The following is a 23,858-nucleotide window of genomic DNA, read 5'->3' as shown; positions in this document are numbered from 1 at the left end:
GGTGCTTTAACTTAATGATGGTAATCTATTAACCTCACCCCCTTAAATGGGAATATATGTTCTTTTTTAGGTATTAAATTAGCTTCTCACATTTCAGCTCGACTAATTCAATCGGGACCTTATGTAATGAAGCTATAGTTTGAATCGTTTCATATTCACTAAAGGATTCGTCTGGTATTAATAATTCGGCAGCAAAGCAATTTGCTTCACGTTCGATTTTGCTGACTGACAAAAAAGTACTTTGACTCATAAAAGGTGTATTTACATTTTTATGGAATAACGCATGTCCTAATTCGTGAGCACAAACAACCTTCTGAGTATGCTTTTCCAATTTCGAATTGATAACAATATACTGATTTCTACGATCGTATTTATAATAGCCATTGATTTCGTGATGAAGATCATGCTGCATGACATGTATTTTTAAATGATTTGCCAACTGATATGGACAGCTAGTGTTGTACTTTTGTTTTAACTGATTGGTTTTCTCTTTTATCCACATGCAATCACTCGCTTTACCTAATATTATTCATCATCACGGTACTTCTTAGGTGTATATTTCTTGTTGATTCGTTGTGTTTGTCTAAATAATAATTCCATTGATTCGAGTAACGATTCTTTTGCTTCATCTGACATCGGCTCACCATCAAAAGCTAAGCCATCGCTGTTTTCTATTTCTTTTTCGAATTGTTTTAAGCGTTTGGCGATGTCATTTTCAATTTTATCTTTCTTAATATCCGCTGATTCACTATCAACATATCCAGCTACCTTCATTAATTCCGTATAATCTACTTTTAAAGCTTGCGCTATTTTTTCGATTGTTTGAGGCTTTGGTGTTCCACGTTTTCCTGTTTCTATACGAGATAATTGGGCAGCGCTTATTTCTGCATATAAAGCAAGTTGATTCAGAGTCATACCTTTAGAGTCACGTATCTTCTTTATATAAGCGCCAAATTCAGTCATAAAACCCCTCCTTAAATTTCATTTTAAGCACTATTATTACCAAAAGGAAATAAAATATAAAATTTTTAAGTAAAAGTGTTGCCAAAAGGTAAAACAAATGATATATTATTGCCATAAGGTAATTACCAAAAGGTAAAGAGGTGAAAGAAATGACAAAACAAGCAGTATTCTTAGATAGTTGCGTTTTACGTAACTATCTAAAGGAAAATCACATTACTGAAGCTGAGTTTGCAAAGAAAATTGGTGTAGCACATAGTACTGTTAATCGAGTATTAAATGGTAAACGAAATCCTGGTGGTAAATTTATTTCTGGCGTTTTAACAGAATATAGAGATTTATCCTTTAACGAGGTTTTTATTTTTGAAACAGATTTACCAAAAGGTAATAAAAGCGCATAGGAGGAATGAAGATGAATCAATTAGCAATTATTCACCAACAACGTGTATTAAATAAGGATTTGGCAGTGTACGGCTCTTTCGAAAATCCACTTTTCTTAGCAAAAGATGTTGCAACTTGGATTGAACATTCAGCTACTCACATGATGCTAAAAAGCATTGACGAGGAAGATAAGGTTCGAAACATTGTTTCTACCCTTGGTGGTCCTCAAGAGATGTGGCTTTTAACTGAAGATGGTCTTTATGAAGTCTTAATGCAATCACGAAAACCAATTGCAAAGCAGTTCAAAAAACAAGTCAAATCCATCTTAAAAGAAATTCGAGCAAACGGCGCTTATGTTCATGCTGGTGAAGATGACGACGAAACGATCATCATGGCTAAAGGTTTACTTGCAGCACAAAGAGCGATGGAACGTCAAAAGCGTGAAAACCAAGCACTTCATAAACAAATTGAAGCTGATTCTCCATATACGAAGTTCGGTAAGGTTGTAGCGCTTTCGGATAGCGCAGTAAATATTGGAACTTTTGCAAAGATGGTTTATGAAAAACATGGCATAAACATCGGGCGTAACAAACTGATTGCCTGGCTGAGAGAGAAAGGTTATCTCATTAAGCAGCACGGGGCAGAAAGAAATTTACCTAAACAGCGATATATCGAGCAAGGTTGGTTCCGTGTCCGTCCAGCAGTGGTAGCACGAACAGATGGTGACATCCAAACAGGAACAACATTAATTACAGGCAAAGGGCAAATCGCCTTAACAGATATTTTAATTAAAGAATTTGCACAAAGAGCAAATTAAACGGAGGTAACGTTCATGACTCAAATTCTTGAAGAACTTGAAAGTTTAGACGAACAACTCGTTTATGACATTGAGGATTTAATCCGTATTACTAAATTTAAAGAAGATATGTTGAAAGAGTATTTTTTACACGATCCACGGATATTACGTTGGCAACGTCGAGGCAAAACACGGGGCAAGCGTGTTTGGTTAGCTAAAGAAACGCGTAACGCTATCCGTGAAATCATGTTAAATGAATGGCCAAGCTAAAAAATATATGCACGGGCAGGTGCTTTAGCTTAAGCCATTTAGCCGGGGGCAACCGGCAGAACTAGGAGAGCCAGGGCAATGGCTCAATAGCAAGTTATCTTGCTAATTAAAGTATATCTCTATTTCACAAATAAATGTGTTCTTAGCTGGAACATCAAAGGGCTCGTTCCATTTTGGAACACGGGGGAGAAACGAAAATGGACTATGGAAAGATACTGAAAGGATTCAGAGAAACGGCAGGGTTTACACAACAGGAACTGGCTGACTTATTAAACCGCAGCCGTTCCTGCATAAGTAAATTTGAGAGTAATCGTAAGTTAACGGATATTGCCACTTTTAGAGAATGGGTTAAAGTAACAAATTGTGAATTTCAAGCAATGGTAGTTTTATTCGGCACAGATATTTTTGCAAACGTATCACAAGCTTTATCGCTAGTACCGGCATTTATACGTGTTATATCAATTTTTTAGGGGGGACAAAATGCGCATTAAACCAAGAGTGTGGAGAATCATGACAGTCAAACAACGCTTACAAGCTATGTATTTTATGGCACAAAAAAACCGTTAATCGGTGCAACGATCAACGGCAAGTTTAGAAAAATTCTATTAACACGATTATACCACATCGTGACAGAAAAGGGAGAATGAAATGATTGGAACAACAGGTTACGAAAATTTAAAAGCATCAGTTGAAAGTGATTGTAATGAGAGAAAAAGTTGCGGTTGTTTTAATCCGGATGGGTGCCCTTTAGAGAGAGCTTCAATTGGGACTTATGGAGAACCGGGTTTCAAAAGTTGTTTCCATAAATATTGCGACAAATTCAAATGGGTTATCGATAGAGCTAATCATTACGCTGAAAAAACAGGAATGGACGCAGCAGAAATTTTAAATGCATGGGAAGAAAAACGTAATTACTGGTACATGAATTACTACCAAGAATGTAACCAGCCTGAAATTAAAGATAATAACGTGCGAATTTTCAATACTTTAGAAGATTTAAAAGCGAGTATCGGTGAGCAAGGTTATCGTTGCCCTAATTGTAAGGGGATTTCAACTGATCCTTACGAATGTGATAGCGGTGTGAATTTCAGTGATGGTTCAAGTATTAAGAAATGTGACTGGAAGTCGTATGGATTATTTGGAACGTTGGGGCAGGGTGCAACAATTTTCGTTAAAGAAAAGCTACAAATTGGAACTATATTTATGCCGATTGCTTGGGAAGAAAGCAGTCCCGTTAAACAAGTACCTTCAATAACAGAATTGAAAAAGGGAGCAATTGTTCAGTTTAGAGTCGATTGGAACAGTGAACCTACACCAGCGAATACTTCAACTGTTAATCGTGTTGCAAAGGATAAATCATGGGTTGACGTTAATACACCTTTTGGTAGTAAACGAGTTAGAAATCCTTTAGAAAATTTAAAGATTATCACAGATCCAATGGTTGTTCATATTTAATTCAATTGACATTGCGAGCCCATAGCTCGCTCTCGTCAAGCAGTCCTCAATCGGTTGGTTAGCCGGTCCTCATGGAGAATTGAGGGTTGCTTGATGGGATTCCGTCGGAAAGTAGGTGATTGAATGTCAGCAATTGAAAAGATAAAACTAGCTATAGCTGTAATTGAAAAGTACGGATTTAAATCGATTATCGGTATCGAAGCAACGAAATTTGACAATACGACAGCAAATGTTCATTTATCGGATGCAACAGAATTAACCGGCTTCGATTGCCAAGTTGTAGACCATGACCAAATGCGAGAAGTGTTAGCGATGGTAGACGATGTAAGGGTGTTTGTAATGTTGGAAATCGAATCTACCGTGGCATGAAAAAAACCACTGCAGCAACAGTGGTCTTGAAAAACATTATTTCTGAAATTATATCACAGGAGGTTTATTTATATGAAGAAAATCGAATTAATCTTTATCAAATTACGAAATTTTAAAGGCATTAGTAAGTTGGATGTGGATTTAAAACGTGAAAATGCTCGAATCTATGGTGATAATGCCACAGGTAAAACTACAGTATTTGATGCATTCCTTTGGTTGCTTTTTGACAAGGACAGTAACAACGATTCTAAGTTTGCACTCCAAACATTAACCGGCTCAGGTCTCAAAGTTCATAACCTAGAACATACAGTTGAAGGTACTTTCTTGGTCGACGGTAACGAGGTCCAACTAAAAAAAATCTACAAGGAAAAATGGACAAAAAAACGTGGCCAAGCTCACAAAGAATTTGGCGGTTATACAACTGATCACTTTGTAGATGATGTGCCAGTTAACAAAAAAGAGTATGTCGCAAAGGTTGAGTCCATTGTTCAAGAGGACGTGTTCAAACTTTTAACTTCACCAACTTACTTTAATGAAAACGTGAAATGGCAAGAACGACGTAACATTCTATTAGCCGTTTGCGGTGATATTTCAGATGAAGATGTTATTGCATCAGATTCAACATTAGCAAAATTAAATGATGTCCTTAGCGGAAAATCAATCGAGGATATGAAGAAGATTATAGCTAGTCGTAAAAAGCACATTAATGATGAATTAGAAAAGATTCCAGTGCGAATTGACGAGATCCATAAAATGATTCCAGAAGTACAAGTGGATGATGCTGCTTTAAAAGCCAAAGTAGAAAAACTAGAAATGGAAATTAACGGACTAAAAGACCAACGTTACCATGTCACGAACGGTTCGGCAGTATTGGACATGCAGCATAAATTAAAAGAGCTTGAAATGCAGTTGGCTGACTTCAAGCGGACATTTGAAACTGATAGCAAGCAAGAGGTTTATAAACTTCAAACTCGTATTCAAGAGCTGCAGGGGAATGTTCAAATCATTAAATCGGATATTCGTATGAATGATTTGGATAAAAATGATGCTGAACGCGAAATTAAAACAATGATGGACGGAATTTCTAACAACGAACAAATCATGAATGAATTACGCAAAGAATACGCACAGGTGAAAGCTACGGAATTTACTTATGAAGATAATTGCGAATGCCCAACTTGTAAACAATCCTTGCCAGCTGAACAGCTTGAATCAGCACGTGCAGAAGCGCTCGCACAATTTAATGAAAATAAAACGGCTAAACTTGCTGAAATTTCTTCAAAGGGCAAATCGTTAGCTAGCCACAATGAACATTTTAATGAACAAGTACAAGCGATTAATGACAAACTTGCTACCGTAATTATCTCTAAATCAGAGGAGCTAAACGAAAAATTATCATCTGCAGAAAAAGAACTTACCAAATTTAACGAGCGATTACAGCATGCACAATCAGCAGTACCTGATGTGACGACAGCTGATCAGTATAAACATTTAACAGCTCAAATCACTTCTATTAATGAGGGAATTACAAAAGCAAAATTGAATGCAAATGAAATTGTTGCAGATATTGATGCAAACATCCGTCAGCTTGAGGAAGAAAGGCGCACTATAAACGCTGAATTGGGACAACTTGCCAATGCTGAAAATCAACGTAAACGAATTACAGAGTTGGAAGCAGAGCAACAACGTTTAGCCGCTGAATATGAGGTGCTAGAGGGCAACTTATTCCTAATTGAAACATTCACTCGTAAGAAAGTTGAAATGCTTACAGAGCGCATCAACAGCAAGTTTAAATATGCTCGCTTCAAATTATTCGAAGAACAAGTAAACGGCGGCCTTAACGAAGTATGCGAAACATTGTATGAGGGCGTACCATACGGCAGCGGTTTAAATAACGCGGCAAAAATCAATGTAGGCTTAGACATTATCAATACATTATCGGAGCATTACGGCATCCTGGCACCAATTTTTGTAGATAATGCCGAGGCAGTAACGAAATTTATTGATGTTGATGCTCAATTAATTAGCTTAGTAGTTTCCGAGAAGGACAAGCAGTTACGCGTTGAATTAGATCCTATTGAATTGAAGGAGGCTATCTAATATGGCTATCAAAACTGTACAGATTACAGGTGGATTTTTTGATTCAGAGGATTGCGTTGTATTAAAAAATTCTGGTAAAAACTCAAATTATATCATTATGGCTTTACCTTTCCATGAAGATACACCAAACCTAACAATGACAATTGCAGAGGCAATGGATTTACGAAATGCTCTCAACGAATTGACGAAAGTCGGATTTTTAGAAGTGACAAAGGAGGATGTTAAGTAATGACAAACGCCGTAGCTAATCAACATAATCAAGTGGTTCAACCAAAGAAAAAACCAAATGAAGTAGTTACACAAGTAGCTGCTAGATTAACAGAAATGCAACAACTAGGTCAAATCAGTTTACCGGCTAATTATTCAGTAGAGAACGCAGTGCAAGCGGCATTCTTTACACTCACAGCAGTGGACTTCAAAAATAAAACACCAATCATTGAACAGGTTCTTCCAGATTCAGTAGCATTTGCTCTTCAGGATATGGCGATTCAAGGTTTATCAGTTGCCAAAAAACAAGGTTACTTTATCAACTATGCCGGAAAGTTACAATTTCAACGTTCATATCACGGTACGCAGGCAGTAATTAAACGCCTCACTGGAATTAAAGATATTTGGGCCAATGTTATTTGGAAAGGCGAAGATTTTGAAGTTGAATACGACGAAAAAGGTCGATTGGCTTTCAAATCACATAAAGCTAATTGGAAGGCAGCTACTGGTAAGAAAGAGGACATTGAAGGTGCATATTGCATTGTAGAGCATGAGGATGGTCGACAGTTTTTAACAGTAATGACGATGGATGAAATTTTAACTTCATGGTCACAGTCAAATAACAAATCTGTTCAAGATAAGTATCCGCAGGAGATGGCAAAACGTACGGTAATTAACCGAGCATCTAAAGCATTCTTATTCACTTCTGATGATAGTGATTTATTACTTGATGCAATTAACCGTACAACTGAGAACGAATTTGAAGATGAACCACGTGCTATGGGCGATATTCAAGCGGTTCAACAAGAAATCGAAGAGAATGCTAATCAAGAATTGATAGATGTTGCACCTGTAGAAAAAACGAAAAAAGAAAAGCCTGCTAAAGAAACTGTAATTGATGTAGCTGAGGAACAACAGCAAGAACAACTATTTCCAGATGATGATCCAGGGTTCTAAAAATGATTGAAATTCAAACATTAGCAACAGGTTCAAAAGGCAACTGCTATCGCGTAAGTGATGGCAGTACAGCCTTACTGTTAGAAGCGGGGATAAGCTTTAAAGCAATACAACAGGGACTAGATTTTAAAACTTCTGAAATAGCTGGTGTCCTGGTATCGCATGAACATATGGACCACTGCAAGGGCGTTGAAGGCTGTTTAAAGCGTGGCATGACAATTTATATGTCTCAGGGCACAAAAGACGGCATGGGTTTAGATAATGCGCAAATTCGCATCATTAAAAGCAAGGAACAGTTCCGAATTGGCACATGGACCGTACTTCCATTCGATGTGCAGCACGACGTAAATGAGCCACTTGGATTCCTTCTGCAGTCGGATAACGGGGACAAGCTCTTGTTTGCAACAGACACCTACTATATCAAATACAAGTTTAGTGGATTAACACATTTGATGATTGAGTGTAACTACGATCAGCAGACACTTGATGAAAATGTTGAAAGTGGCCGCACACATCCAGTTATGCGAAAACGTGTGATGCGCTCTCACTTTTCACTGGAAAACTTAATCGAATTTTTTAAAGCAAATGATTTATCGAAAGTTGAAGAAATCCACTTGCTGCATTTATCGGATTCAAACAGCAATGTGGAACGGATATTTAACACAGTCGCAAGGGCAACGGGCAAATTAATTTACATTCCATAGGAGGGCTAGGGCAATGGCTGAACAATACAACAGGCGATTCGAGGGCATATGGATTCCAGCTAATATTTGGCTTTCAGAAACATTAACAATGCAAGAAAAAATCTTTCTTGTTGAAATAAAAAGTTTAGACAATGAGCAAGGTTGTTTTGCTTCTAATGAACATTTTGGCAAGCTATTCCAACTTAGTAAAAGCCGTTGTTCAGAAGTCATTAACAAACTTAAAGAAAAAGGCTTAATTACGATACAGCAAATTTACAAGGAAAACAGTAAACAAGTTGAACGACGAATTATTCGAGTGAATTACGCTCACGAAACTTTCAATGAAGGTGTTCGGAAAACCGAAGACCCTATTCGGAAAGTCGAAGGGGGTATTCGGGATGTCGAAGCCCCCCCTTCGGAAAAGGCGAAGGATAATAATACAGGTCTTAATAATACATCTAATAATACAAATAAAGACAAAGACAGACAGTCGTCAGTCTTATCGGATCCAAACTTTTTAGAAATCAAACAGCTCTATGAAAGTAATGTTCGTGTTGCTACTTTCAGAGATTGCCAGGCAATTGATGAAGCTATGGAGATCTATGAACCAGCATTAATTTTAGAAGCCATAAAAGCTGGCGCATCGAGTGCACGGTCATTTAAATACATTCTCGGAATCTTAGATAACTGGCGCCTTGAATTTAACGTAAAAACTTATGCAGATTGGCAGCAAAAAATAGAGTCGAAAGGTGGCAAATCAAATGGAGGCATTCCAAGACAACAAGGCTCTACAAGAGTTGATGCAGAGGAGCGACTTCGCCAACAGACTGAACGCCTCAAAGGCTTCTTACAGTCAGATGGGGATTCAACTACAAACGGTTCCTAATGAGAAATGTGCTTTTGCTGAATGTGACGGTGGTGGTGTTTTGCATTTTATTAACTGGACGAAAAAAGCAGATGCCATTGAAAACCCTACAAAATATTACATGAAAGACCACGAAATTGAGTGGACGGAAAAATGTAAATGTGTAGATCAATCTGAATTTGAACGCAAAGTAACTTCGTCAGGTGTTCCAGTTAAGTACAGCAAAGCAAAAGTACATGGGTTCGGGATTGATTGCTATAAAAAAGCAGAAAGCAAAACAGCTGCACGAATTGCTAAGCAAATGGCCATTAATTACGTGGAGAAATACAAAGAGCTTTTAACCTTCAAGAAAAATGGACTCTATTTATACAGCACTACAAAAGGCAGTGGCAAAACACGATTAGCTAGCAGCATCGCAAATGGATTAATCAAATTGCATAAACAAAGCGTGTTGTTCTTAAAGGCTACAGACATTTCGCCTCAGGTTCGGAAAACGTATAAAAAAGATTCCGAGAGTACGGAAGAAGATGTATTGCGAGCATTCCGTAATGTAGATGTATTAATCATAGACGACTTAGCTGTGAGCACCGAAAAGGATTTTACCGAGGATTTAATTGGACGCATTTTAGATCATCGCATGGACAAGGGTGCTGTAACTATCATTACATCTAACAAAACAATCGATGAATTAAAGGAACACTTCCCTAAAGGTATTATCGCCAGTCGGGTGAAGAAAATGTGCTATGAGGTACTGATGCCGGAAGAATCCGTTCGTGATGAAGAAGCTGAACAGGAAAACCGTGAATTTGAAAATCTATTATTTGGACAAAATGAGGGCGCTTAGGCGCTCTTGAATGGAGGCTTATATGGAAAAGATGAAACTCACTCAGTCACAAATCGATGCCATCAACAAAGCGCTTAGTCATTACGGAGATGCTGACTTTTTAGTCAAAATGCATCAAAACGTAATAAATAACGGGCACGAATGGTCACAGTGGAATGCTCTTAATGAGTTATCGGTTACTACTTTAAGTCATGCGCTTAAATATGGTTGTGAGGTAGACCAGGAACCAAAAACGGCTATTCGAACAGTTAACATTGCACCGCTACCAAAGGAATCGGACAAGCTAGTGCTTGAACTGGAATTAGATTATGAGCTTGCTAGTTTATATGATGCTATGCAGCAGGGAGACCAGGAGGAAATTTCACGTTGCAAGCAGCGGTTAGCTGAAATACACAAGGAATTGGAGTCGAGCAAATGAAACTAACTGAAGCCTACACGATTTTTAATAACAACTTACATTCAATGGATCCGCAGTTAGCCGAGGCAATTGACCGTATCTTGGATGATAAAAATAAGCAGCTGGAGAAATTAGATGGGGTTGAATTGGCTGAGGCGAAAGCACGAATAGAGATTGAGCGATTACGTGAAGAGCTAATACATGTTCGTGAATTATGGCGCTACGGCTCACCTAGCGAAGTTTACGAAAATATACCTCGTATTGTCCAAATGATTTTGAATAACGAGAAAGGAGAGTGGATTGGATGAATGAACAATTCGTACTCGATATGCTCGTGCTAAACGGTGTCAGCTATCACAAATATGGCCATGAACATTTTAAAACAGATTTCCATCGTTGGATGCATCAATTGCAAAAGGTTAAGGGCTTTAAAACAATAGAGGAAGCGTGTCATTATTTCGACCGTTGGGGTGACGGTTTAGGGGAGCAAGCAGCATAAACTAACCAATTTGAAGGGAGTAAGTAAAATGAACACAGTTGAAACAAAGCAAATGAAAGTTTTTCGCATGGATGATTTCCAATGGGTAGCACACTATTCGGAGGAACAGGCATTAGAGTTTTATCACAAAAATACAGGAGTTCCGATGGATGAACTTATTGAATCACTTGAAGAAAATGGCGAGATTCCGTTAACAGACAAAATGTACTGGGAAACATCTGATGTGGATGTGAAGGAAATGGAAAATGAAGGTTTTGAACATCATCCAGATTCACCATTTGGTGATTGTTATTTTGTAACTTTCGATTGGGTTATTCGTAAGAATCCTCATTCTTATCCAGGATTTATTGCAAGCACAGAATATTAAACAAAGGGGGCAATGAGAATGAAGCTAGCATTCTTAAAAATAGACGCAATCTTCGAAAATCAAGACCATAAAGTCATTGAAATTCCAGCAGGAGGCATCCAGTTTGAATACCGCGGGAACGTAATTCAGTCAATACAACCATTGGCACTGAAAATGAGCCATGATGGGAGATTCCAAAATATTGTTCGTTCAATCGATTTCGTAGTTTATACGGATCAATCCCTATTTGCATCAGGACAAATGATGTGTGGTTCAGTATTTAGTGTTGTAGCGCATGAGGATGTACAGCGAGCAATTTATCAAGAGATTGTGAAGCGTTGCAAGGTTGTACCGATGTACAAGCCAGTGAACGAGCGAGAGCTGTTTGCAAGGGAATATGAAGCTGCTTATGCGCAGTTAATGGGGGTGTAAGGATGAACTTACAAAAATTATTTGAGACGCAGGCAGAATTAGATGCTCTTATTCTTACTAAACAAAATCTAGAAGAAGTTAATTTAAAAAATATGATTTTAGCAGTTATTACAGAGATCGGTGAAATGTCCAATGAATGGGGCGGTTTTAAAGATTGGAAGGTGAATAAGCAACCAAAAGAAGGATTGCTAGATGAAATTGCGGATGTACTAAGTTTTATCCTGGTTATCGGAAACCAATTGCACCATCGTGGTCCACTTATTATTTATCCAGAAGGAGATAGTGAAAGAAATGGCCTTGTATACGATGACATTACGTCACAAATCTTGTCGCTAACATCATACTTCATTCGTTTATGGGAGTACGATGAAATCGATGAAGGATATCGGGATGTTCTCACGACATTTGCAATTTTAACAGAAAAGCTAGGCTTCACGTGGGACGAAGTTGAACAAGCTTACTTCGCTAAAAATCGAATCAACCACGAACGTCAGGAGAGTGGTTATTAATGCAACTATGCGGACGCTGCAACAGGCAGCTAAAAACAAGCAAAAGCTTGGAACTAGGCTTTGGTCCAGTTTGCTTCAAAAAACATCAGCAAGAGTTAACAGACGCTGAATTTGAGCGCAATCAAGTAACGATTGATGAGGTGATGCAACATGATCGAGCAAATCGCAAAACGGCTTAAATTATTACGCAACGCATTAGACATAACTGCTGAGGATGTTGCTTTTCAAATTAATTACTCAGCTAACCAAATTTGGCGAGTTGAAGCAGGAACTTGTAAACCAAATATCGAGTTTGTCGCCAAGATGTGCAAAGTGTACGCAGTCTCTATTGATTTATTGGTGTATGGATCAGACAAGGAATTTCAAATGCTAATTAACAAGATTTATAGCAAAACAGCCTAGGAGGGAGCTTATGCGTTACATCGAACTGGTTAAACGATTAGACGGGCGAAAGTTAATAATCGTAGGGCATTTAACTAACGAGGAAATTTATTATTTAAAGGCAGAGGGTTATCGGGTGGTGACTAAAGAAAAGTTAGCAGCGTAGGAGTGATAGGGCAATGATTCAAAAAAACAAATCATATGCCAATCGAGGTGCGTTCTTAGAGCGCATCATCGATATGGCTAATAATAAATACCGTAATGCTGGTGTGGCGGATATTCGAAAAGTTCCTACACCAGTTAAAATCCTAAAGCAAACAGGCAACAAAATTACAGGGCATACGGAAAAGCCTACATGGGTGGACTATTCAGGAATTTATAACGGAAGAGCGATTATTTTCGATGCAAAGCAAACGTCGCTTACAAATTTTCCACTTGAGAATCTATCAGAGCATCAATTTAGATTACTAGAATCGTGGGCAAATAAAGGCGCTGTCGCCTTCCTAGTCGTTTATTTCAGTAAGTATGACAAATACTTCATGTTACCTTTTGAAAAGCTTAAATGGGCATGGGAACGCGCTGAAAATGGTGGACGTAAATCAATTGCATATAAGGAATTTGAAACGATGGCTCATGAGGTGAAAAGTAAAGATGGTTACGCGCTGCATTATTTGGAGGCGGTTTGATGAAAAATCACATCATTTTCTTCAGTGGCGGTAAATCGTCTTTTACAGTTGCTCACTTGGTAAAAGAGCGATATCCGAATGACAATATCGTTCTCTATTTTACCGACACATTGTGGGAGGATGAAGATTTATATAGATTCATATACGAAGCGAGCGACAAACTCCAACTTCCTATGCTCTATCATTGTGTAGGTCTAACGCCACCCCAGTTGATGGCAAAAGAACGGTTCTTATACAACAGTCGCGTTGGTAACTGTTCAAAGAAATTGAAGATGGAACCAGCAGCTAAGTATTTTAAAAAAGGAATTAAGCCAGCTATTGAAAAATGGCACAACAAGCAATTTTTAAAAGCATTAATCGATCCGTTAAGTAACGGGTTTGAAGAAAATACATCCGTATACTTTGGAATCGGTTGGGACGAAATGCACCGAGAAGGAGCTATTAAAAAGAATTGGGCCCCATTTGATGTACAGATGCCTTTAATTGATGAAGTGATTGACAATGAAGAGATTTTAAAATTATACAGCATACGTAGACCACGGCTGTACGATATGGGTTTTGTTCATAATAATTGCAAAGGGCGTTGTGTAAAGGCTGGGCAAGGACATTATAAAAATCTCTTGATGAAGGATGAAAAAACCTTTCAGGAAGTGAAAGAACAAGAAATCATTATTAGTGAATATATCCGTTACACCAAACAACCACATATTAAAGCTGGTAAATCCAAAGATTATTTGTTCGAAGATGTTTATGCATTTCTTTCAACTGGGATTAAGTCCGACAAGATAAAAAATATCTTAGCTAATGCTGATTATTTGTCTTCAGAACGCAGGTTGTTTGGTAACGACAGCAAAGGAAAGCCAATTAATAAACCGTATTCGTACATCAAGACAATGACACTAAATGAGTTGGAAAAGAAACCAATCCAATGTGATATTTGGGATATTGGAGGTTGTGGTTGTTTTGTAGATTACGAAAGTGAAGTAGTGAATTATTAAGCACAAAATGTGGAGGAGAGGGATGACTACAATGAACGATTTTTTAAAAGATGTTATTCAGATGTTAGCTGAAGAAGAAGGCAAGGATTACAGTGACCAATTTACTTTTGCAGATTTAATTGAATACGCTTGGGAAAACGAGCCATTCGATACTAAAGAACAAGCAATTGAAGCAGCAAAAGAAATGTTTCCAAATGGATTTGCAATTGGAAGGTTACAAGATAATGGCATTAACTATGACGTGGTAGACGTTGAAGAATTTCGATTTAACTAATCAACAATTCGAACACATTGTGTAGTAAAAGAGCATAAAAAAAGACCTGAGTTTCCACCTCAAGTCAGCAAAATTATACAAGTTCATTATAGCACGTATGTTCTTGTATAAACAAATAAAAACCGTAACACTCGCCATGGTACGGTTTCCTCTACTGCGTAATTTATCCATCACAAATAAATTATAGCATAAGGGGGCAAACTTATGTATTTTCCAGAGTTATTAGAGGAATACAAGCAGTTGTTGAAGCAGATGAAGTCTGAGGGCGTGACAAGCGGTGATTTATACCGTGAAGTAAAACAGGCAATTGAATGGATGGAAACAGGTTATGACCCTGCAGAGTATCGGGCAGCTACTCGTGTGGACGCATTTCCGATGGATCCGTACCATATGCAAACTTATATGGCTTATGTGAATGATGATGAAATGTTGATGCCGGAGTTTTTGGTGCCGATTAAAGAAAAAATTGAGGCTAATTTTATTGATGTAGATGTTGATGCACCGGAATGGCAAAGTTATGTAACCTTTATGATGCGCGATGTGAATGTGGCAGTTAAAAAAGCTAATGAACTTAAAGAGAAAATCAAAAGTGCTTTGAAAGGATTAACAGCAGATGAACGAGCTGTGTATGTGGCGATTAAAGGAGAGCTTATGTCGTTTAGTAAAGTAGCAAAGATGCTGGATGTTAGTAAAAGTACGGTACAGAGTTATTATGAGCGCGCTTGTAGGAAAATTCACTATAATGTTCAGAATGGAAGCCAGTTGAGTTTGTTTGTAAGTTGAAGATAGCAAAAAAGCCATCCTTTTTCGGATGGCTTTAATTATGTTTAGAGATATTCAGGTTAATTGACTTAAAATTTCAAAGCTTAACTATCAGGTTCCCCTTCTATATAAACATAAATATCTTGTATTTTAACTAGTAATTAAAATAAACAAGTGATAGCAACCAAAAAGATAAAGCTATTATGAAATATACACCAGCTAATCTTCTCTTCGTCTCTTTATAGTACTTAACACTAAATAGTAAGTTTATTAAACCAATGATTATGAAGTTAATTCCAAACAAAGTGAAACTTAGTTCGTTTTTTTCAAAAATGGCCCATGCAAAGATGAAAACAATCATAATTAACAGAGCCAAGTTTGTTATCAAAAATTGTCTTCTAGCCATTCGTTACCTCCTTTTCATGGTCGTATAAAAACAATAAACTAAGTTTATCACAACTGTTTATTCAGTCGCACTTTTGAGAATATAAGCCCTTAGTTGTTCCCCAATTCACATATACTCCGCAACCTTTATTTTTCACACCCAACACAGTTGCCCCAAATGCTATTATAAGAGCCGCTATTTCATACATAGCCGCAACTACGGGCATCCCCAAAATTACAGCAGTGATACCGACTATTGCAACTAAAGTAGCTACTCCAGCTAGACCGATCACTAATTTATCAGTACCACAATCATCAAAATACACTCGTACACTAGTGAGCGCGTTTATTCCATCACATGACGAAGCTAAACTTTTCACGTCTCCAATTTCATTCTCCAACGAAGCCATTGAAACTGTGATCTCTTCTACTAATGACTCATCTACTCCCTTACTCAAGGCGTTTTCTTCATCAAAGTAAATGTTACCACTAGAATCAAATTTGTAGAACTCTTGTGCCTTTTGTGTTTCTTCATATATTCTTATAGCTTCTTTTTCATCAACATTGTAATAATCTTGAATCATCTTATAGGCTTCAGTTTCTTGTTCGTTTTTAATTAATTTAGCGGATGTTGGGAAACTTCCTAAGGTACTAAAACAGAGAACGAAAATAATTGTAACAATAAAATACTTGATTCTACTCTTAAATTTCATAAATCATTCCTCCTACTAATTTTTTTTTTGACTGAACAAGGATGTCTAAAATGGATTTAAAAAGTTACTCTAATAAAAAGTGAACACCTACCTTTCCTGTTTTTACCATTTTACCAGTTTATTGGAAAAAGTCAAATTGGAATTCAAACCCCAGATTTTTAACAAATAAATTCACTTTCTGTTATGGGTTTAAAGGTAATCTTAATAGCTCGAGTTCCTTGCCATACGATTACCCTATATATAAGAGCACTTATTTTTACCACAAAATAAAAATGAGAGGCTAATATTCGAGATTTACTGAGGAGCACTGGACGTTGGTGCTCCTTTTTCTATACATAAAAATGGGGGTGAGCTTATGATGACAGCTTTAAAATGTGAGAAGTGTGATAGACCAGCGCAGTTAAAGAGGCAGGCTACTGGACGGACACGGAATGGGCATTTGAATGTAAAGAAGGTTTATGAGCGTTTTTGTTCATGCGGAGGAGAAGTTAAACCTATGTTGGAGTAGACTTTCAATAGTGCATATTGTTTGTTTTAAGTTTAGTTTGTGCATTATTTTGAGAATAGCAAAATTGTGTTAAAGATTTTACACTCTATTTTTTGTAAAATAGTAGTAGAGGTGAAAGTAATGCAGATTGGTATAGAAAAACGTTATATTATTTTAGGAATGATTTTATTTGGAGTAGTATTATTTTTTGGACCTTTTTTAATAAATTTATTAATGTTTAATCAAAAGCTGTTTCCCGTTACTGGTGATTTTATTATATGGATTCCTTCGCTTTCGACATATGCTGGGGCGCTTTTTGGTGGTCTTATTTCAGGGTTAATAACTTTATATGGGGTAATTTTTACTATTAATAACGCTAGTGTAAAAGAAAGGGAAAATGGATTACCCAAAAAATTAGAGCGTGCAGAAGAGTTAGAACGAAGTTTACTTGAATTGAAAAAAATATTAGTTTCAAAAGAGTTCCTACCAAAGCATGATTACTTTAATTTTGCAAAACGTGAAGTAAATAAGTTTGTAATTGAAAGAAAATTAGTTGATATATCTATAAATGTAAGCGAACCGGTTTATAGAAAAATCAAATTAATGGAATTAAGCACATATGATATGCAAGAAATAAAATCTAATAAATTTTATTTAAATAAAATGAATGCAGATGAAGTTCAAAAAGTCATAGATATGGTGAGATTAGAGAAAGAAAAACTTTTAAAAGAAATATTCGCATAATTCTAATAGATATAAGTCACGTTCATTCGAGCGTGGCTTTTTGTTATCAAAATTCCATCTTGTTATTTCCTTCCATTCTGATTTAAGATTGGTATGAGGTGGGAAAATGAAGGATAAAAAAATTAGTGTTGTGCATTTATACTATTTAATTATTTTAGCTGTGATAATAATATCCAATTTTTTAGTAATTGCATTTGGAGGTACAAAAAATGCTAGCACCGTGATGGGTACAGCAGCAACTGTATCGTCTTTAATATTATCTGTTATAGCTATTGTAATGACAATTGTTGATGTGGCAGGACAAAGAGATACCGTATCTGATATAAAAGACACTGCAAAAAAATTGCAAGATAATTTAGAAACTGTTAATGATGGTATACAAGAAATTAGCGCGCTTAAAGAAGAATTATTAAATGCAATGAGTTTAATTCACAGTAGTAATGCAACTTTAGTCGATGAGGTTGCTGAATTAAAAGAAAAATACAAAAAAGAAGAAGGGGGTTCAACAACTGTCGATTCAGAGGATTTTGTAAAGGATCTAGAGAATTTAAGCGAAAGAATTCAAAAAGTTTATGAAAAACCACAATTCAGAAATAATTATAGTATATCAGGACATATCCATAAAATTACTTCACGTGTAGATTTAGAAAATGATAGATTGGTTTCTTATAATATAAGATCATTGATAGAAAATAGCCTTAGTGGAGTTAAAAAGTTTAGATTAACCGATGTATTATGGATAACTGAAGAGTTAAATATCACTAGAGCTAATTTAAAAAATGAACTTAATGTTCTAGTTAAACAAAATAAACTAGAAAGAGATGGGGAATTTTACGTATTTAAAAATAAATAACATTAAGCATCCTTCGGGATGTTTTTTTGTTTCACAAAGCAATTAGCATAATGGGGGTGATGCCATTGGGAAAGTAAATAAAGGTGGAGCTAAAGGGAAGTACCAAGAATGGCTCACACCTGAAGGATTAATAAAGATTGAAGGTTGGGCGATGGATGGTTTGACTGATGAACAAATCGCTAAAAATATAAGAATTACATCCTCAACCTTGTATGAGTGGAAAAAGAGGTATTCGGAGATTTCGGAGGCCTTAAAAAGAGGCAAGGAAATTGTAGACCGTCAAGTGGAAAACGCTTTGCTTAAACGCGCATTAGGTTACCGATATGATGAAGTTACAAGGGAGTTAGTAGAGGATTTAGAGAATGGTGGAATGAAATTAGATGTAACCAAAGTGGTTACGAAAGAAGTACAACCTGATGTAACCGCTCAAATCTTTTGGTTAAAGAATCGTAAACCAACTGAATGGCGCGATAAGCAGCAGGTTGAGCATAGCGGTGAGATTACAAATACTATTCAGCAGCTAACTCCAGAAGAGCGCCAAAAACGCATTGAAGAATTGAAGGCGAAGTTGAAATGATTACAGATGCAGAATTACTGGAACTTGAAATGTTATTGCAGCTAGAAGTCATTGATAAAGCCAAAATGAATTTCTTTAAGTTTTGCAATGTGCTCGCTCCTTCTTTTTATAAAGAAAGCCGTGCCTTTTTAATTTACATGTGTAATGAGATGCAGGACTTTTACCAATCGGATGAAGAAGTGCTTATCGTTAACGTCCCTCCACGTCATGGTAAGTCTCGGACAGCTTCCATGTTTGCTAAATGGGTGTTTGGTCAGAATCAAAATGAAAAGATCATGACCGGTTCGTATAATGAAATGCTTTCTACAACTTTTTCTAAAGCAGTACGAAATGATATTTCGGAAATAAAAGCCGACTTAACTAAAGTCGTTTATAGCGACATCTTCCCTGAAACCCGGATAAAGCACGGTGATGGTGCCATGAACTTATGGAGCTTAGAGGGTGGATATAATAACTATTTAGCTACTTCCCCAACTGGTACAGCAACAGGTTTTGGTGCTTCTTTATTGATCATTGATGATTTAATCAAAAATGCAGAAGAAGCCTTCAATGAATCTGTTCTCGATAAACACTGGGAATGGTTCACAAATACGATGCTTTCTCGTGTTGAAGAAGGCGGGAAAATCATCATAATTATGACGCGTTGGTCCTCCAAAGATTTGGCTGGGCGAGCGCTTGTTCATTTTAAAGAAGAAGGTAAAAAAGTACGCCACATCAATTTAAAGGCACAGCAAGATGATGGATCCATGTTATGTGATGAAATATTAAGTCGTAAATCATACGAAAGTAAGATACGTGCAATGAGCCCTGAGATTGCTGCGGCAAACTATCAGCAGGAGCCGATTGATGTTAAAGGGCGATTATACAGCTCGTTTAAAACATATGACGGGGAGATGCCACAGTTTAAAGAAATTAAAAACTATACTGATACGGCTGATACAGGAGCGGACTATTTATGCAGTATTAACTACGGTGTCACGTTTAGTAATGAAGCTTACATTCTCAATGTCTTGTACACAAAGGACGGCATGGAGGTAACCGAACCAGCAGCAGCTAAAATGCTTGTGGAAGATAAGGTTAATGTTTCGGATATGGAGAGTAACAACGGTGGACGTGGCTATGCACGAGCAGTAGAGCGCATATTGAAATCAGAGCATAACTGGAATAAAACACGAATTAATGCGTTTCATCAATCAAAAAACAAGCAAGCGCGCATATTGTCCAATGCAACCTGGGTGATGGATCACGTCTATTTTCCTGCCGACTGGCGTTTTAGATGGCCTGATTACTTTAAAGCTATGACCGAGTATCAGCGTGAAGGTAAAAATAAACATGATGATGCTCCAGATGCAACAACAGGTATTGCCGAAAAGATTGGTAGCGGTAACACATACAGTTTCGACTAAGAGAGGTGATGTAAATGACAAACTTATTCCCTTTTCAAGGAGCAGTTACAGATACGGAATTATTAAATGAGCGTATTGCTTCAGGGGCAAATAAAATCATAAACAATATAAAATTGCTAGAAAATGAAATCAATAAATTTAAAGCATCAGAAAAACGTAAATGGATGCTAACAGGTGAGCTTTATTACGAAGGTGAACAGGATATTTTGAAACGCGAGCGTATGGTCATCGGCAAAGGTGGACGCTTGGAGATTAACAAGAACCTTCCGAACAACAAAATATTAGATAACCAATATGCTAAGCTCGTAGATCAAAAAGTTAATTACCAACTAGCTAAGCCAATTACATTGGAATCCGAAAATCAAGCATATTTAAAAGCACTTGAAACTATTTTTAATCGTCGCTTCCATCGGACATTAAAGCAGGTAGGTCAAGATGCATTAAATACAGGTATCGGTTGGCTCTATCCGTACTACGATGAACAAGGTGATTTTTCTATCAAACGTTTCGCGCCACATGAAATCATTCCTTTTTGGAAAGATTCAGACCTTACTGAAGTAGACTTTGCGGTCCGTATTTATACTACGGTTGCTTATGAGGGCGATAAAGAGGTAGTTGTTGAGAAAGCGGAAGTATACAGTGCAAACGGTGTTGAATATTACGAATGGTTTAACGGTCGGTTGGTGCCAGAAGTAACGAGTGAATCTCGTGCATATATAACTGTTTATAATGGCGAGGAGAAGCTAGAAGTGAACTGGAAACGTGTTCCCTTAATTCCTTTTAAATTTAATAGCAGTGAAATTCCATTAATTAAGCGGGTTAAATCGTTGCAGGATGGTATCAATGTCATGCTCAGTGATTTTGAGAACAACATGCAGGAAGATGCACGAAATACAATCTTGGTCCTGCATAACTATGACGGGCAAGATCTAGGCGAGTTCCGGCGCAATCTCTCTATTTATGGTGCTGTTAAAGTACGGTCAGCAGATGGAGTGAAAGGTGGCGTTGATACGCTTACTGTTACGGTTAATGCTGACAATTACAAAGCTATTCTTGCGCTGTTTAAAAAGGCGCTCGTTGAAAATGGCCGTGGCTATGATGCAAAAGACGAACGCATGAGTAATAATCCAAATCAAATGAATATACAGTCGATGTACAGTGATATAGAGCTTGATGCTAATGGGATTGAAACCGAGTTTCAAGCATCATTTGAACAGCTTTTATGGTTTGTTAATCAGCACTTAGCCAACACTGGTCAGGGTGATTTTGAGGGCGAGAAAGTTGATATCATTTTTAATCGTGACATCCTGATTAATGAAAAAGAAGTCGTTGAGGTGCTTGAGAAATCGTCGTATATGCCTTTAGAAAGTCGCTTAGCTCAACATCCTTATGTAAAAGATGTACAGCTTGAATTGAAGCGATTGAAAGAAGAGCAACAGCAGCAGATGGATATGATGGACAATTACGATACGACTTTCCAACAGAAGCAAGGTGAATTGAATGGCAAAGAAACCCCGTAATTATTGGCGTCAACGTTTCGAAGCTCTGGAAGATGCACAGCACAAACGCTCCATCTTTTACTACGCCGACTTAGAAAAGGCTTATATCCAAACGATGAATTCGCTAGAAGCTGATATTTTGCGTTGGTATGAGCGTTTTGCAAAGTCTGAGGGGATTCCTTTGGATGAAGCTAAACAACTGCTTAAAACACAAGAATTAAAGGAATTTAAGTGGTCCGTAGACGACTATATTAAATACGGCCAAAAGAACGCGATTAATCAGCAATGGATGAAGCAGCTTGAAAATGCTTCTTCTCGAGTTCATATTTCACGTTTGGAAAGTTTGAAGTTACAGTTGCAGCATCATGTTGAAAAGCTCTATGGAGACCAAATAGAGGGCTTTGAGAGATTGATGAAGGATGTTTATCAGAACCAGTATTATCAAACAGTTTTTGAGGTGCAGAAAGCTTTCAATGTTGGCTTTGCATTTCAGGCATTAGACGAGGGTAAACTTGCAAAGATTATAAGTAAGCCTTGGACAGCCGATAATTTGACGTTCAGCGCTAAAATTTGGCGCGATAGAGGTCAGTTGATAGATACACTCCATAAAGAGTTAACGCTCTCTATAGCTAAAGGTGAGAGCCCACAGCGCTTAATTAGTGTTATCCAAAAGAAAATGAATACTTCTCGTTCAAGTGCAGCCCGTTTGGTATTAACCGAGCAGGCTTTTTTTAGTGCTACGGCATCAAAAGATGCTTTTAGTGAACTGGATGTAGAGCGTTATGAAATCATTGCGACATTGGATAGTAAAACAAGCGATCTTTGCCAGTCGATGGACGGAAAAATATTTAAGTTATCGGATTTTGAACCCGGTGTTACTGCCAATCCCTTTCATCCGAGGTGCAGAACCACGACAGCTCCTTATTTCGAGGACGATTACAGTCAGCGAATAGCACGTAAAAAGAATGGCGAAGTGTATTACATTTCTAGCAATATTAAATACCTTGAATGGAAAGAAAGGTTTGTTGCTTAGGTTTTTGCCATACAAATGCCTATTAATAAAGGGAAAGGATGATTTCATGAGTCCATTAATATTTTTCTTGTTTGTCGTTACAGTTGCAGCAGTCTGTTATGTATTAGGCCATCAAATTGGCTATCTGAACGGAAAGCGGGAAGTTTCAAATATTGTACGCGGTGAGCCTCCCTAAAGCGACATTTGAAGATGATTTGGGCAGTGAATTCCAACATATCCTTGATTATGTCGAATCGGGAAAGGTTTAGGTGGTCCAGTATCTGCTCGAAAGCCTAAACAGAGGATAAAAGCTAATAAGGCACTCGTCTTTTGCTAGTAGACGTAAAAGAACTAGTCTAAAACCTATCGAGTCGTTACTCGTAAAACACGTATTAGGAGGATGGATGAAATAATGAAAAAAGAAGATTTGATTGCAATGGGATTTAGTGAAGAACAAGCAGATGCGCTTGTTAATAAATATGGCAACATGGTTCCGCTTGAACGATTTAATGAAGTTAATGGGGCAAAGAAATCACTTGAAGAACAAGTGAAAACTCATGAGACCCAACTAAAAGATTTGCAGGGTAAAGCAAAAGGTAATGAGGAATTACAAGCGGAAATTACAAAGTTGCAGGAATCGCAAAAGCAAGCAAAAGAGCAGTATGAACAGCAGTTGAAAGATGAACGCATGTCTACTGCCTTAAAATTAGCGATTGCTAATAAAGTGCATGACGTTGATCTAGTCACTGGATTGGTCGACAAATCCAAAATTGAATTAGACGACAAAGGCAATGTCAAAGCAGGACTTGATGAGCAGTTAAAAACACTGCAAGAATCAAAGTCCTTTTTATTTGTTCCTGAAAAGGAAGAGAAGAAGCCTGAATTTAAAGGGTGGAGTCCAGCAGGTGGTAACAACGATAAAGATGGTGAATTGGATTTAGGTAGCATGTATGCTAAGCAACAAAATGAAAAAGGTGTTGCAGATCCAAGTACTCCAAGTCGATGGACGTAA

At 37.3% G+C, this 23,858-nt stretch carries 37 protein-coding genes; 34 read left to right on the top strand and 3 right to left on the bottom strand.

Annotated features, from left to right (window positions below; genetic code table 11):
* Positions 1-73: 73 nt before the first annotated feature.
* Complete coding sequence (locus H9635_RS10295) at positions 74-502, bottom strand: ImmA/IrrE family metallo-endopeptidase (RefSeq protein ID WP_191700201.1); 429 nt, start codon at positions 500-502, stop codon at positions 74-76.
* A 23-nt stretch (positions 503-525) separates the two neighbouring features.
* A complete protein-coding gene (locus H9635_RS10290; protein ID WP_191700200.1) occupies positions 526-963 on the bottom strand; it encodes a helix-turn-helix domain-containing protein in 438 nt (145 codons plus the stop codon).
* Between the two features lie 149 nt (positions 964-1,112).
* Here H9635_RS10290 and H9635_RS10285 point away from each other — a divergent pair, with 149 nt between their 5' ends.
* The 26 genes from H9635_RS10285 (at position 1,113) to H9635_RS10165 (ending at position 15,192) form a co-directional block, all read left to right on the top strand.
* Positions 1,113-1,361 carry a helix-turn-helix domain-containing protein gene (locus tag H9635_RS10285; RefSeq protein ID WP_191700199.1) on the top strand — a complete coding sequence of 83 codons (249 nt, stop codon included), beginning with the start codon at positions 1,113-1,115 and terminating at the stop codon, positions 1,359-1,361.
* A gap of 11 nt (positions 1,362-1,372) precedes the next feature.
* Positions 1,373-2,158, top strand: coding sequence for a phage antirepressor (locus H9635_RS10280; protein ID WP_225231245.1), 786 nt, complete (start codon positions 1,373-1,375; stop codon positions 2,156-2,158).
* A gap of 15 nt (positions 2,159-2,173) precedes the next feature.
* Positions 2,174-2,407 carry a hypothetical protein gene (locus H9635_RS10275; protein WP_191700197.1) on the top strand — a complete coding sequence of 78 codons (234 nt, stop codon included), beginning with the start codon at positions 2,174-2,176 and terminating at the stop codon, positions 2,405-2,407.
* Between the two features lie 197 nt (positions 2,408-2,604).
* On the top strand, positions 2,605-2,877 hold the full coding sequence (locus tag H9635_RS10270; protein ID WP_191700196.1) for a helix-turn-helix domain-containing protein: 273 nt from the start codon (positions 2,605-2,607) through the stop codon (positions 2,875-2,877).
* A 30-nt stretch (positions 2,878-2,907) separates the two neighbouring features.
* Positions 2,908-3,054 carry a hypothetical protein gene (locus H9635_RS10265; protein WP_191700195.1) on the top strand — a complete coding sequence of 49 codons (147 nt, stop codon included), beginning with the start codon at positions 2,908-2,910 and terminating at the stop codon, positions 3,052-3,054.
* 1 nt (position 3,055) lies between these two features.
* Complete coding sequence (locus tag H9635_RS10260) at positions 3,056-3,862, top strand: hypothetical protein (protein ID WP_191700194.1); 807 nt, start codon at positions 3,056-3,058, stop codon at positions 3,860-3,862.
* Between the two features lie 123 nt (positions 3,863-3,985).
* Entirely contained in the window at positions 3,986-4,231 is a 246-nt protein-coding gene (locus H9635_RS10255) for a hypothetical protein (protein ID WP_191700193.1), read from the top strand.
* A gap of 72 nt (positions 4,232-4,303) precedes the next feature.
* Positions 4,304-6,331 carry an AAA family ATPase gene (locus tag H9635_RS10250; RefSeq protein WP_191700192.1) on the top strand — a complete coding sequence of 676 codons (2,028 nt, stop codon included), beginning with the start codon at positions 4,304-4,306 and terminating at the stop codon, positions 6,329-6,331.
* A 1-nt stretch (position 6,332) separates the two neighbouring features.
* On the top strand, positions 6,333-6,560 hold the full coding sequence (locus H9635_RS10245) for a hypothetical protein (protein WP_191700191.1): 228 nt from the start codon (positions 6,333-6,335) through the stop codon (positions 6,558-6,560).
* On the top strand, positions 6,560-7,495 hold the full coding sequence (locus H9635_RS10240; protein WP_191700190.1) for a RecT family recombinase: 936 nt from the start codon (positions 6,560-6,562) through the stop codon (positions 7,493-7,495). The genes H9635_RS10245 and H9635_RS10240 overlap by 1 nt, the downstream gene beginning before the upstream one ends.
* Before the next feature lie 2 nt (positions 7,496-7,497).
* On the top strand, positions 7,498-8,199 hold the full coding sequence (locus H9635_RS10235; RefSeq protein ID WP_191700189.1) for an MBL fold metallo-hydrolase: 702 nt from the start codon (positions 7,498-7,500) through the stop codon (positions 8,197-8,199).
* 13 nt (positions 8,200-8,212) lie between these two features.
* Positions 8,213-9,064: a DnaD domain protein gene (locus H9635_RS10230; RefSeq protein WP_191700188.1), complete on the top strand. Its 852-nt coding sequence runs from the start codon at positions 8,213-8,215 to the stop codon at positions 9,062-9,064.
* Entirely contained in the window at positions 9,036-9,887 is an 852-nt protein-coding gene (locus tag H9635_RS10225) for an ATP-binding protein (protein ID WP_191700187.1), read from the top strand. The genes H9635_RS10230 and H9635_RS10225 overlap by 29 nt, the downstream gene beginning before the upstream one ends.
* Positions 9,888-9,909: 22 nt before the next feature.
* Complete coding sequence (locus H9635_RS19250) at positions 9,910-10,305, top strand: hypothetical protein (RefSeq protein ID WP_225231285.1); 396 nt, start codon at positions 9,910-9,912, stop codon at positions 10,303-10,305.
* Complete coding sequence (locus H9635_RS10215) at positions 10,302-10,592, top strand: hypothetical protein (protein ID WP_191700186.1); 291 nt, start codon at positions 10,302-10,304, stop codon at positions 10,590-10,592. Before H9635_RS19250 ends, H9635_RS10215 begins: the two co-directional genes overlap by 4 nt.
* Positions 10,589-10,783 carry a hypothetical protein gene (locus tag H9635_RS10210; RefSeq protein WP_191700185.1) on the top strand — a complete coding sequence of 65 codons (195 nt, stop codon included), beginning with the start codon at positions 10,589-10,591 and terminating at the stop codon, positions 10,781-10,783. The genes H9635_RS10215 and H9635_RS10210 overlap by 4 nt, the downstream gene beginning before the upstream one ends.
* Positions 10,784-10,811: 28 nt before the next feature.
* Complete coding sequence (locus tag H9635_RS10205) at positions 10,812-11,150, top strand: hypothetical protein (protein ID WP_191700184.1); 339 nt, start codon at positions 10,812-10,814, stop codon at positions 11,148-11,150.
* A gap of 18 nt (positions 11,151-11,168) precedes the next feature.
* Positions 11,169-11,561 carry a molecular chaperone gene (locus tag H9635_RS10200; RefSeq protein ID WP_191700183.1) on the top strand — a complete coding sequence of 131 codons (393 nt, stop codon included), beginning with the start codon at positions 11,169-11,171 and terminating at the stop codon, positions 11,559-11,561.
* A gap of 2 nt (positions 11,562-11,563) precedes the next feature.
* Positions 11,564-12,070 carry a dUTP diphosphatase gene (locus tag H9635_RS10195; RefSeq protein WP_191700182.1) on the top strand — a complete coding sequence of 169 codons (507 nt, stop codon included), beginning with the start codon at positions 11,564-11,566 and terminating at the stop codon, positions 12,068-12,070.
* Positions 12,070-12,249 (top strand): DUF6011 domain-containing protein, encoded by a 180-nt coding sequence (locus H9635_RS10190; RefSeq protein ID WP_191700181.1) that lies wholly within the window; start codon positions 12,070-12,072, stop codon positions 12,247-12,249. Before H9635_RS10195 ends, H9635_RS10190 begins: the two co-directional genes overlap by 1 nt.
* Positions 12,221-12,472 (top strand): helix-turn-helix domain-containing protein, encoded by a 252-nt coding sequence (locus H9635_RS10185; protein WP_191700180.1) that lies wholly within the window; start codon positions 12,221-12,223, stop codon positions 12,470-12,472. Before H9635_RS10190 ends, H9635_RS10185 begins: the two co-directional genes overlap by 29 nt.
* 10 nt (positions 12,473-12,482) lie before the next feature.
* Positions 12,483-12,617, top strand: coding sequence for a hypothetical protein (locus tag H9635_RS19395; protein ID WP_263617050.1), 135 nt, complete (start codon positions 12,483-12,485; stop codon positions 12,615-12,617).
* A gap of 13 nt (positions 12,618-12,630) precedes the next feature.
* The gene (locus H9635_RS10180; RefSeq protein WP_191700179.1) at positions 12,631-13,137 is read left to right on the top strand and encodes a Holliday junction resolvase RecU; all 507 of its coding nucleotides are present in this window, start codon (positions 12,631-12,633) and stop codon (positions 13,135-13,137) included.
* Entirely contained in the window at positions 13,137-14,135 is a 999-nt protein-coding gene (locus H9635_RS10175) for a phosphoadenosine phosphosulfate reductase domain-containing protein (protein WP_191700178.1), read from the top strand. The genes H9635_RS10180 and H9635_RS10175 overlap by 1 nt, the downstream gene beginning before the upstream one ends.
* A gap of 22 nt (positions 14,136-14,157) precedes the next feature.
* The gene (locus H9635_RS10170; RefSeq protein ID WP_225231244.1) at positions 14,158-14,409 is read left to right on the top strand and encodes a hypothetical protein; all 252 of its coding nucleotides are present in this window, start codon (positions 14,158-14,160) and stop codon (positions 14,407-14,409) included.
* 204 nt (positions 14,410-14,613) lie between these two features.
* A complete protein-coding gene (locus H9635_RS10165) occupies positions 14,614-15,192 on the top strand; it encodes a sigma factor-like helix-turn-helix DNA-binding protein (RefSeq protein ID WP_191700176.1) in 579 nt (192 codons plus the stop codon).
* A 446-nt stretch (positions 15,193-15,638) separates the two neighbouring features.
* Here H9635_RS10165 and H9635_RS10160 read toward each other — a convergent pair whose 3' ends face one another.
* The gene (locus H9635_RS10160; protein WP_191700175.1) at positions 15,639-16,268 is read right to left on the bottom strand and encodes a hypothetical protein; all 630 of its coding nucleotides are present in this window, start codon (positions 16,266-16,268) and stop codon (positions 15,639-15,641) included.
* A 628-nt stretch (positions 16,269-16,896) separates the two neighbouring features.
* Between H9635_RS10160 and H9635_RS10155 the strand changes: the two genes are divergently transcribed.
* From H9635_RS10155 to H9635_RS10125, 8 genes are all read left to right on the top strand, one after another.
* The gene (locus tag H9635_RS10155; RefSeq protein WP_191700174.1) at positions 16,897-17,499 is read left to right on the top strand and encodes a hypothetical protein; all 603 of its coding nucleotides are present in this window, start codon (positions 16,897-16,899) and stop codon (positions 17,497-17,499) included.
* A 106-nt stretch (positions 17,500-17,605) separates the two neighbouring features.
* Positions 17,606-18,352 carry a hypothetical protein gene (locus tag H9635_RS10150; RefSeq protein WP_191700173.1) on the top strand — a complete coding sequence of 249 codons (747 nt, stop codon included), beginning with the start codon at positions 17,606-17,608 and terminating at the stop codon, positions 18,350-18,352.
* Positions 18,353-18,503: 151 nt separating this feature from the next.
* Positions 18,504-18,929 (top strand): DNA-packaging protein, encoded by a 426-nt coding sequence (locus H9635_RS10145; protein ID WP_225231243.1) that lies wholly within the window; start codon positions 18,504-18,506, stop codon positions 18,927-18,929.
* On the top strand, positions 18,926-20,335 hold the full coding sequence (gene terL, locus H9635_RS10140; RefSeq protein WP_191700172.1) for a phage terminase large subunit: 1,410 nt from the start codon (positions 18,926-18,928) through the stop codon (positions 20,333-20,335). The genes H9635_RS10145 and terL overlap by 4 nt, the downstream gene beginning before the upstream one ends.
* Before the next feature lie 14 nt (positions 20,336-20,349).
* Positions 20,350-21,855: a phage portal protein gene (locus tag H9635_RS10135; RefSeq protein ID WP_225231242.1), complete on the top strand. Its 1,506-nt coding sequence runs from the start codon at positions 20,350-20,352 to the stop codon at positions 21,853-21,855.
* Positions 21,836-22,867 carry a minor capsid protein gene (locus H9635_RS10130; protein WP_191700171.1) on the top strand — a complete coding sequence of 344 codons (1,032 nt, stop codon included), beginning with the start codon at positions 21,836-21,838 and terminating at the stop codon, positions 22,865-22,867. Before H9635_RS10135 ends, H9635_RS10130 begins: the two co-directional genes overlap by 20 nt.
* A gap of 46 nt (positions 22,868-22,913) precedes the next feature.
* Positions 22,914-23,042, top strand: a complete 129-nt coding sequence (locus H9635_RS19390; protein ID WP_263617046.1) for a hypothetical protein — start codon at positions 22,914-22,916, stop codon at positions 23,040-23,042.
* 216 nt (positions 23,043-23,258) lie between these two features.
* The gene (locus H9635_RS10125) at positions 23,259-23,858 is read left to right on the top strand and encodes a phage scaffolding protein (protein ID WP_191700170.1); all 600 of its coding nucleotides are present in this window, start codon (positions 23,259-23,261) and stop codon (positions 23,856-23,858) included.

It is taken from the genome of Solibacillus faecavium, assembly GCF_014836905.1.
Classification (GTDB): Bacteria; Bacillota; Bacilli; order Bacillales_A; family Planococcaceae; genus Solibacillus; species Solibacillus faecavium.
Note: the sequence above shows the minus strand (reverse complement) of the source record. Positions and strands in the feature narration are given on the sequence as shown.

Coding starts and splice junctions, on each gene's coding strand:
- H9635_RS10165 (WP_191700176.1), top strand. CDS start 14,614: ATGTATTTTCCAGAGTTATTAGAGGAATACAAGCAGTTGTTGAAGCAG.
- H9635_RS10245 (WP_191700191.1), top strand. CDS start 6,333: ATGGCTATCAAAACTGTACAGATTACAGGTGGATTTTTTGATTCAGAG.
- H9635_RS19250 (WP_225231285.1), top strand. CDS start 9,910: ATGGAAAAGATGAAACTCACTCAGTCACAAATCGATGCCATCAACAAA.
- H9635_RS10185 (WP_191700180.1), top strand. CDS start 12,221: ATGATCGAGCAAATCGCAAAACGGCTTAAATTATTACGCAACGCATTA.
- H9635_RS10230 (WP_191700188.1), top strand. CDS start 8,213: ATGGCTGAACAATACAACAGGCGATTCGAGGGCATATGGATTCCAGCT.
- H9635_RS10215 (WP_191700186.1), top strand. CDS start 10,302: ATGAAACTAACTGAAGCCTACACGATTTTTAATAACAACTTACATTCA.
- H9635_RS10255 (WP_191700193.1), top strand. CDS start 3,986: ATGTCAGCAATTGAAAAGATAAAACTAGCTATAGCTGTAATTGAAAAG.
- H9635_RS10200 (WP_191700183.1), top strand. CDS start 11,169: ATGAAGCTAGCATTCTTAAAAATAGACGCAATCTTCGAAAATCAAGAC.
- H9635_RS10260 (WP_191700194.1), top strand. CDS start 3,056: ATGATTGGAACAACAGGTTACGAAAATTTAAAAGCATCAGTTGAAAGT.
- H9635_RS10205 (WP_191700184.1), top strand. CDS start 10,812: ATGAACACAGTTGAAACAAAGCAAATGAAAGTTTTTCGCATGGATGAT.
- H9635_RS10270 (WP_191700196.1), top strand. CDS start 2,605: ATGGACTATGGAAAGATACTGAAAGGATTCAGAGAAACGGCAGGGTTT.
- terL (WP_191700172.1), top strand. CDS start 18,926: ATGATTACAGATGCAGAATTACTGGAACTTGAAATGTTATTGCAGCTA.
- H9635_RS10295 (WP_191700201.1), bottom strand. CDS start 502: ATGTGGATAAAAGAGAAAACCAATCAGTTAAAACAAAAGTACAACACT.
- H9635_RS10175 (WP_191700178.1), top strand. CDS start 13,137: ATGAAAAATCACATCATTTTCTTCAGTGGCGGTAAATCGTCTTTTACA.
- H9635_RS10225 (WP_191700187.1), top strand. CDS start 9,036: ATGGGGATTCAACTACAAACGGTTCCTAATGAGAAATGTGCTTTTGCT.
- H9635_RS10135 (WP_225231242.1), top strand. CDS start 20,350: ATGACAAACTTATTCCCTTTTCAAGGAGCAGTTACAGATACGGAATTA.
- H9635_RS19390 (WP_263617046.1), top strand. CDS start 22,914: ATGAGTCCATTAATATTTTTCTTGTTTGTCGTTACAGTTGCAGCAGTC.
- H9635_RS10280 (WP_225231245.1), top strand. CDS start 1,373: ATGAATCAATTAGCAATTATTCACCAACAACGTGTATTAAATAAGGAT.
- H9635_RS10285 (WP_191700199.1), top strand. CDS start 1,113: ATGACAAAACAAGCAGTATTCTTAGATAGTTGCGTTTTACGTAACTAT.
- H9635_RS10130 (WP_191700171.1), top strand. CDS start 21,836: ATGGCAAAGAAACCCCGTAATTATTGGCGTCAACGTTTCGAAGCTCTG.
- H9635_RS10210 (WP_191700185.1), top strand. CDS start 10,589: ATGAATGAACAATTCGTACTCGATATGCTCGTGCTAAACGGTGTCAGC.
- H9635_RS10170 (WP_225231244.1), top strand. CDS start 14,158: ATGACTACAATGAACGATTTTTTAAAAGATGTTATTCAGATGTTAGCT.
- H9635_RS19395 (WP_263617050.1), top strand. CDS start 12,483: ATGCGTTACATCGAACTGGTTAAACGATTAGACGGGCGAAAGTTAATA.
- H9635_RS10145 (WP_225231243.1), top strand. CDS start 18,504: ATGGATGGTTTGACTGATGAACAAATCGCTAAAAATATAAGAATTACA.
- H9635_RS10190 (WP_191700181.1), top strand. CDS start 12,070: ATGCAACTATGCGGACGCTGCAACAGGCAGCTAAAAACAAGCAAAAGC.
- H9635_RS10160 (WP_191700175.1), bottom strand. CDS start 16,268: ATGAAATTTAAGAGTAGAATCAAGTATTTTATTGTTACAATTATTTTC.
- H9635_RS10195 (WP_191700182.1), top strand. CDS start 11,564: ATGAACTTACAAAAATTATTTGAGACGCAGGCAGAATTAGATGCTCTT.
- H9635_RS10290 (WP_191700200.1), bottom strand. CDS start 963: ATGACTGAATTTGGCGCTTATATAAAGAAGATACGTGACTCTAAAGGT.
- H9635_RS10235 (WP_191700189.1), top strand. CDS start 7,498: ATGATTGAAATTCAAACATTAGCAACAGGTTCAAAAGGCAACTGCTAT.
- H9635_RS10275 (WP_191700197.1), top strand. CDS start 2,174: ATGACTCAAATTCTTGAAGAACTTGAAAGTTTAGACGAACAACTCGTT.
- H9635_RS10125 (WP_191700170.1), top strand. CDS start 23,259: ATGAAAAAAGAAGATTTGATTGCAATGGGATTTAGTGAAGAACAAGCA.
- H9635_RS10180 (WP_191700179.1), top strand. CDS start 12,631: ATGATTCAAAAAAACAAATCATATGCCAATCGAGGTGCGTTCTTAGAG.
- H9635_RS10150 (WP_191700173.1), top strand. CDS start 17,606: ATGAAGGATAAAAAAATTAGTGTTGTGCATTTATACTATTTAATTATT.
- H9635_RS10155 (WP_191700174.1), top strand. CDS start 16,897: ATGCAGATTGGTATAGAAAAACGTTATATTATTTTAGGAATGATTTTA.
- H9635_RS10250 (WP_191700192.1), top strand. CDS start 4,304: ATGAAGAAAATCGAATTAATCTTTATCAAATTACGAAATTTTAAAGGC.
- H9635_RS10240 (WP_191700190.1), top strand. CDS start 6,560: ATGACAAACGCCGTAGCTAATCAACATAATCAAGTGGTTCAACCAAAG.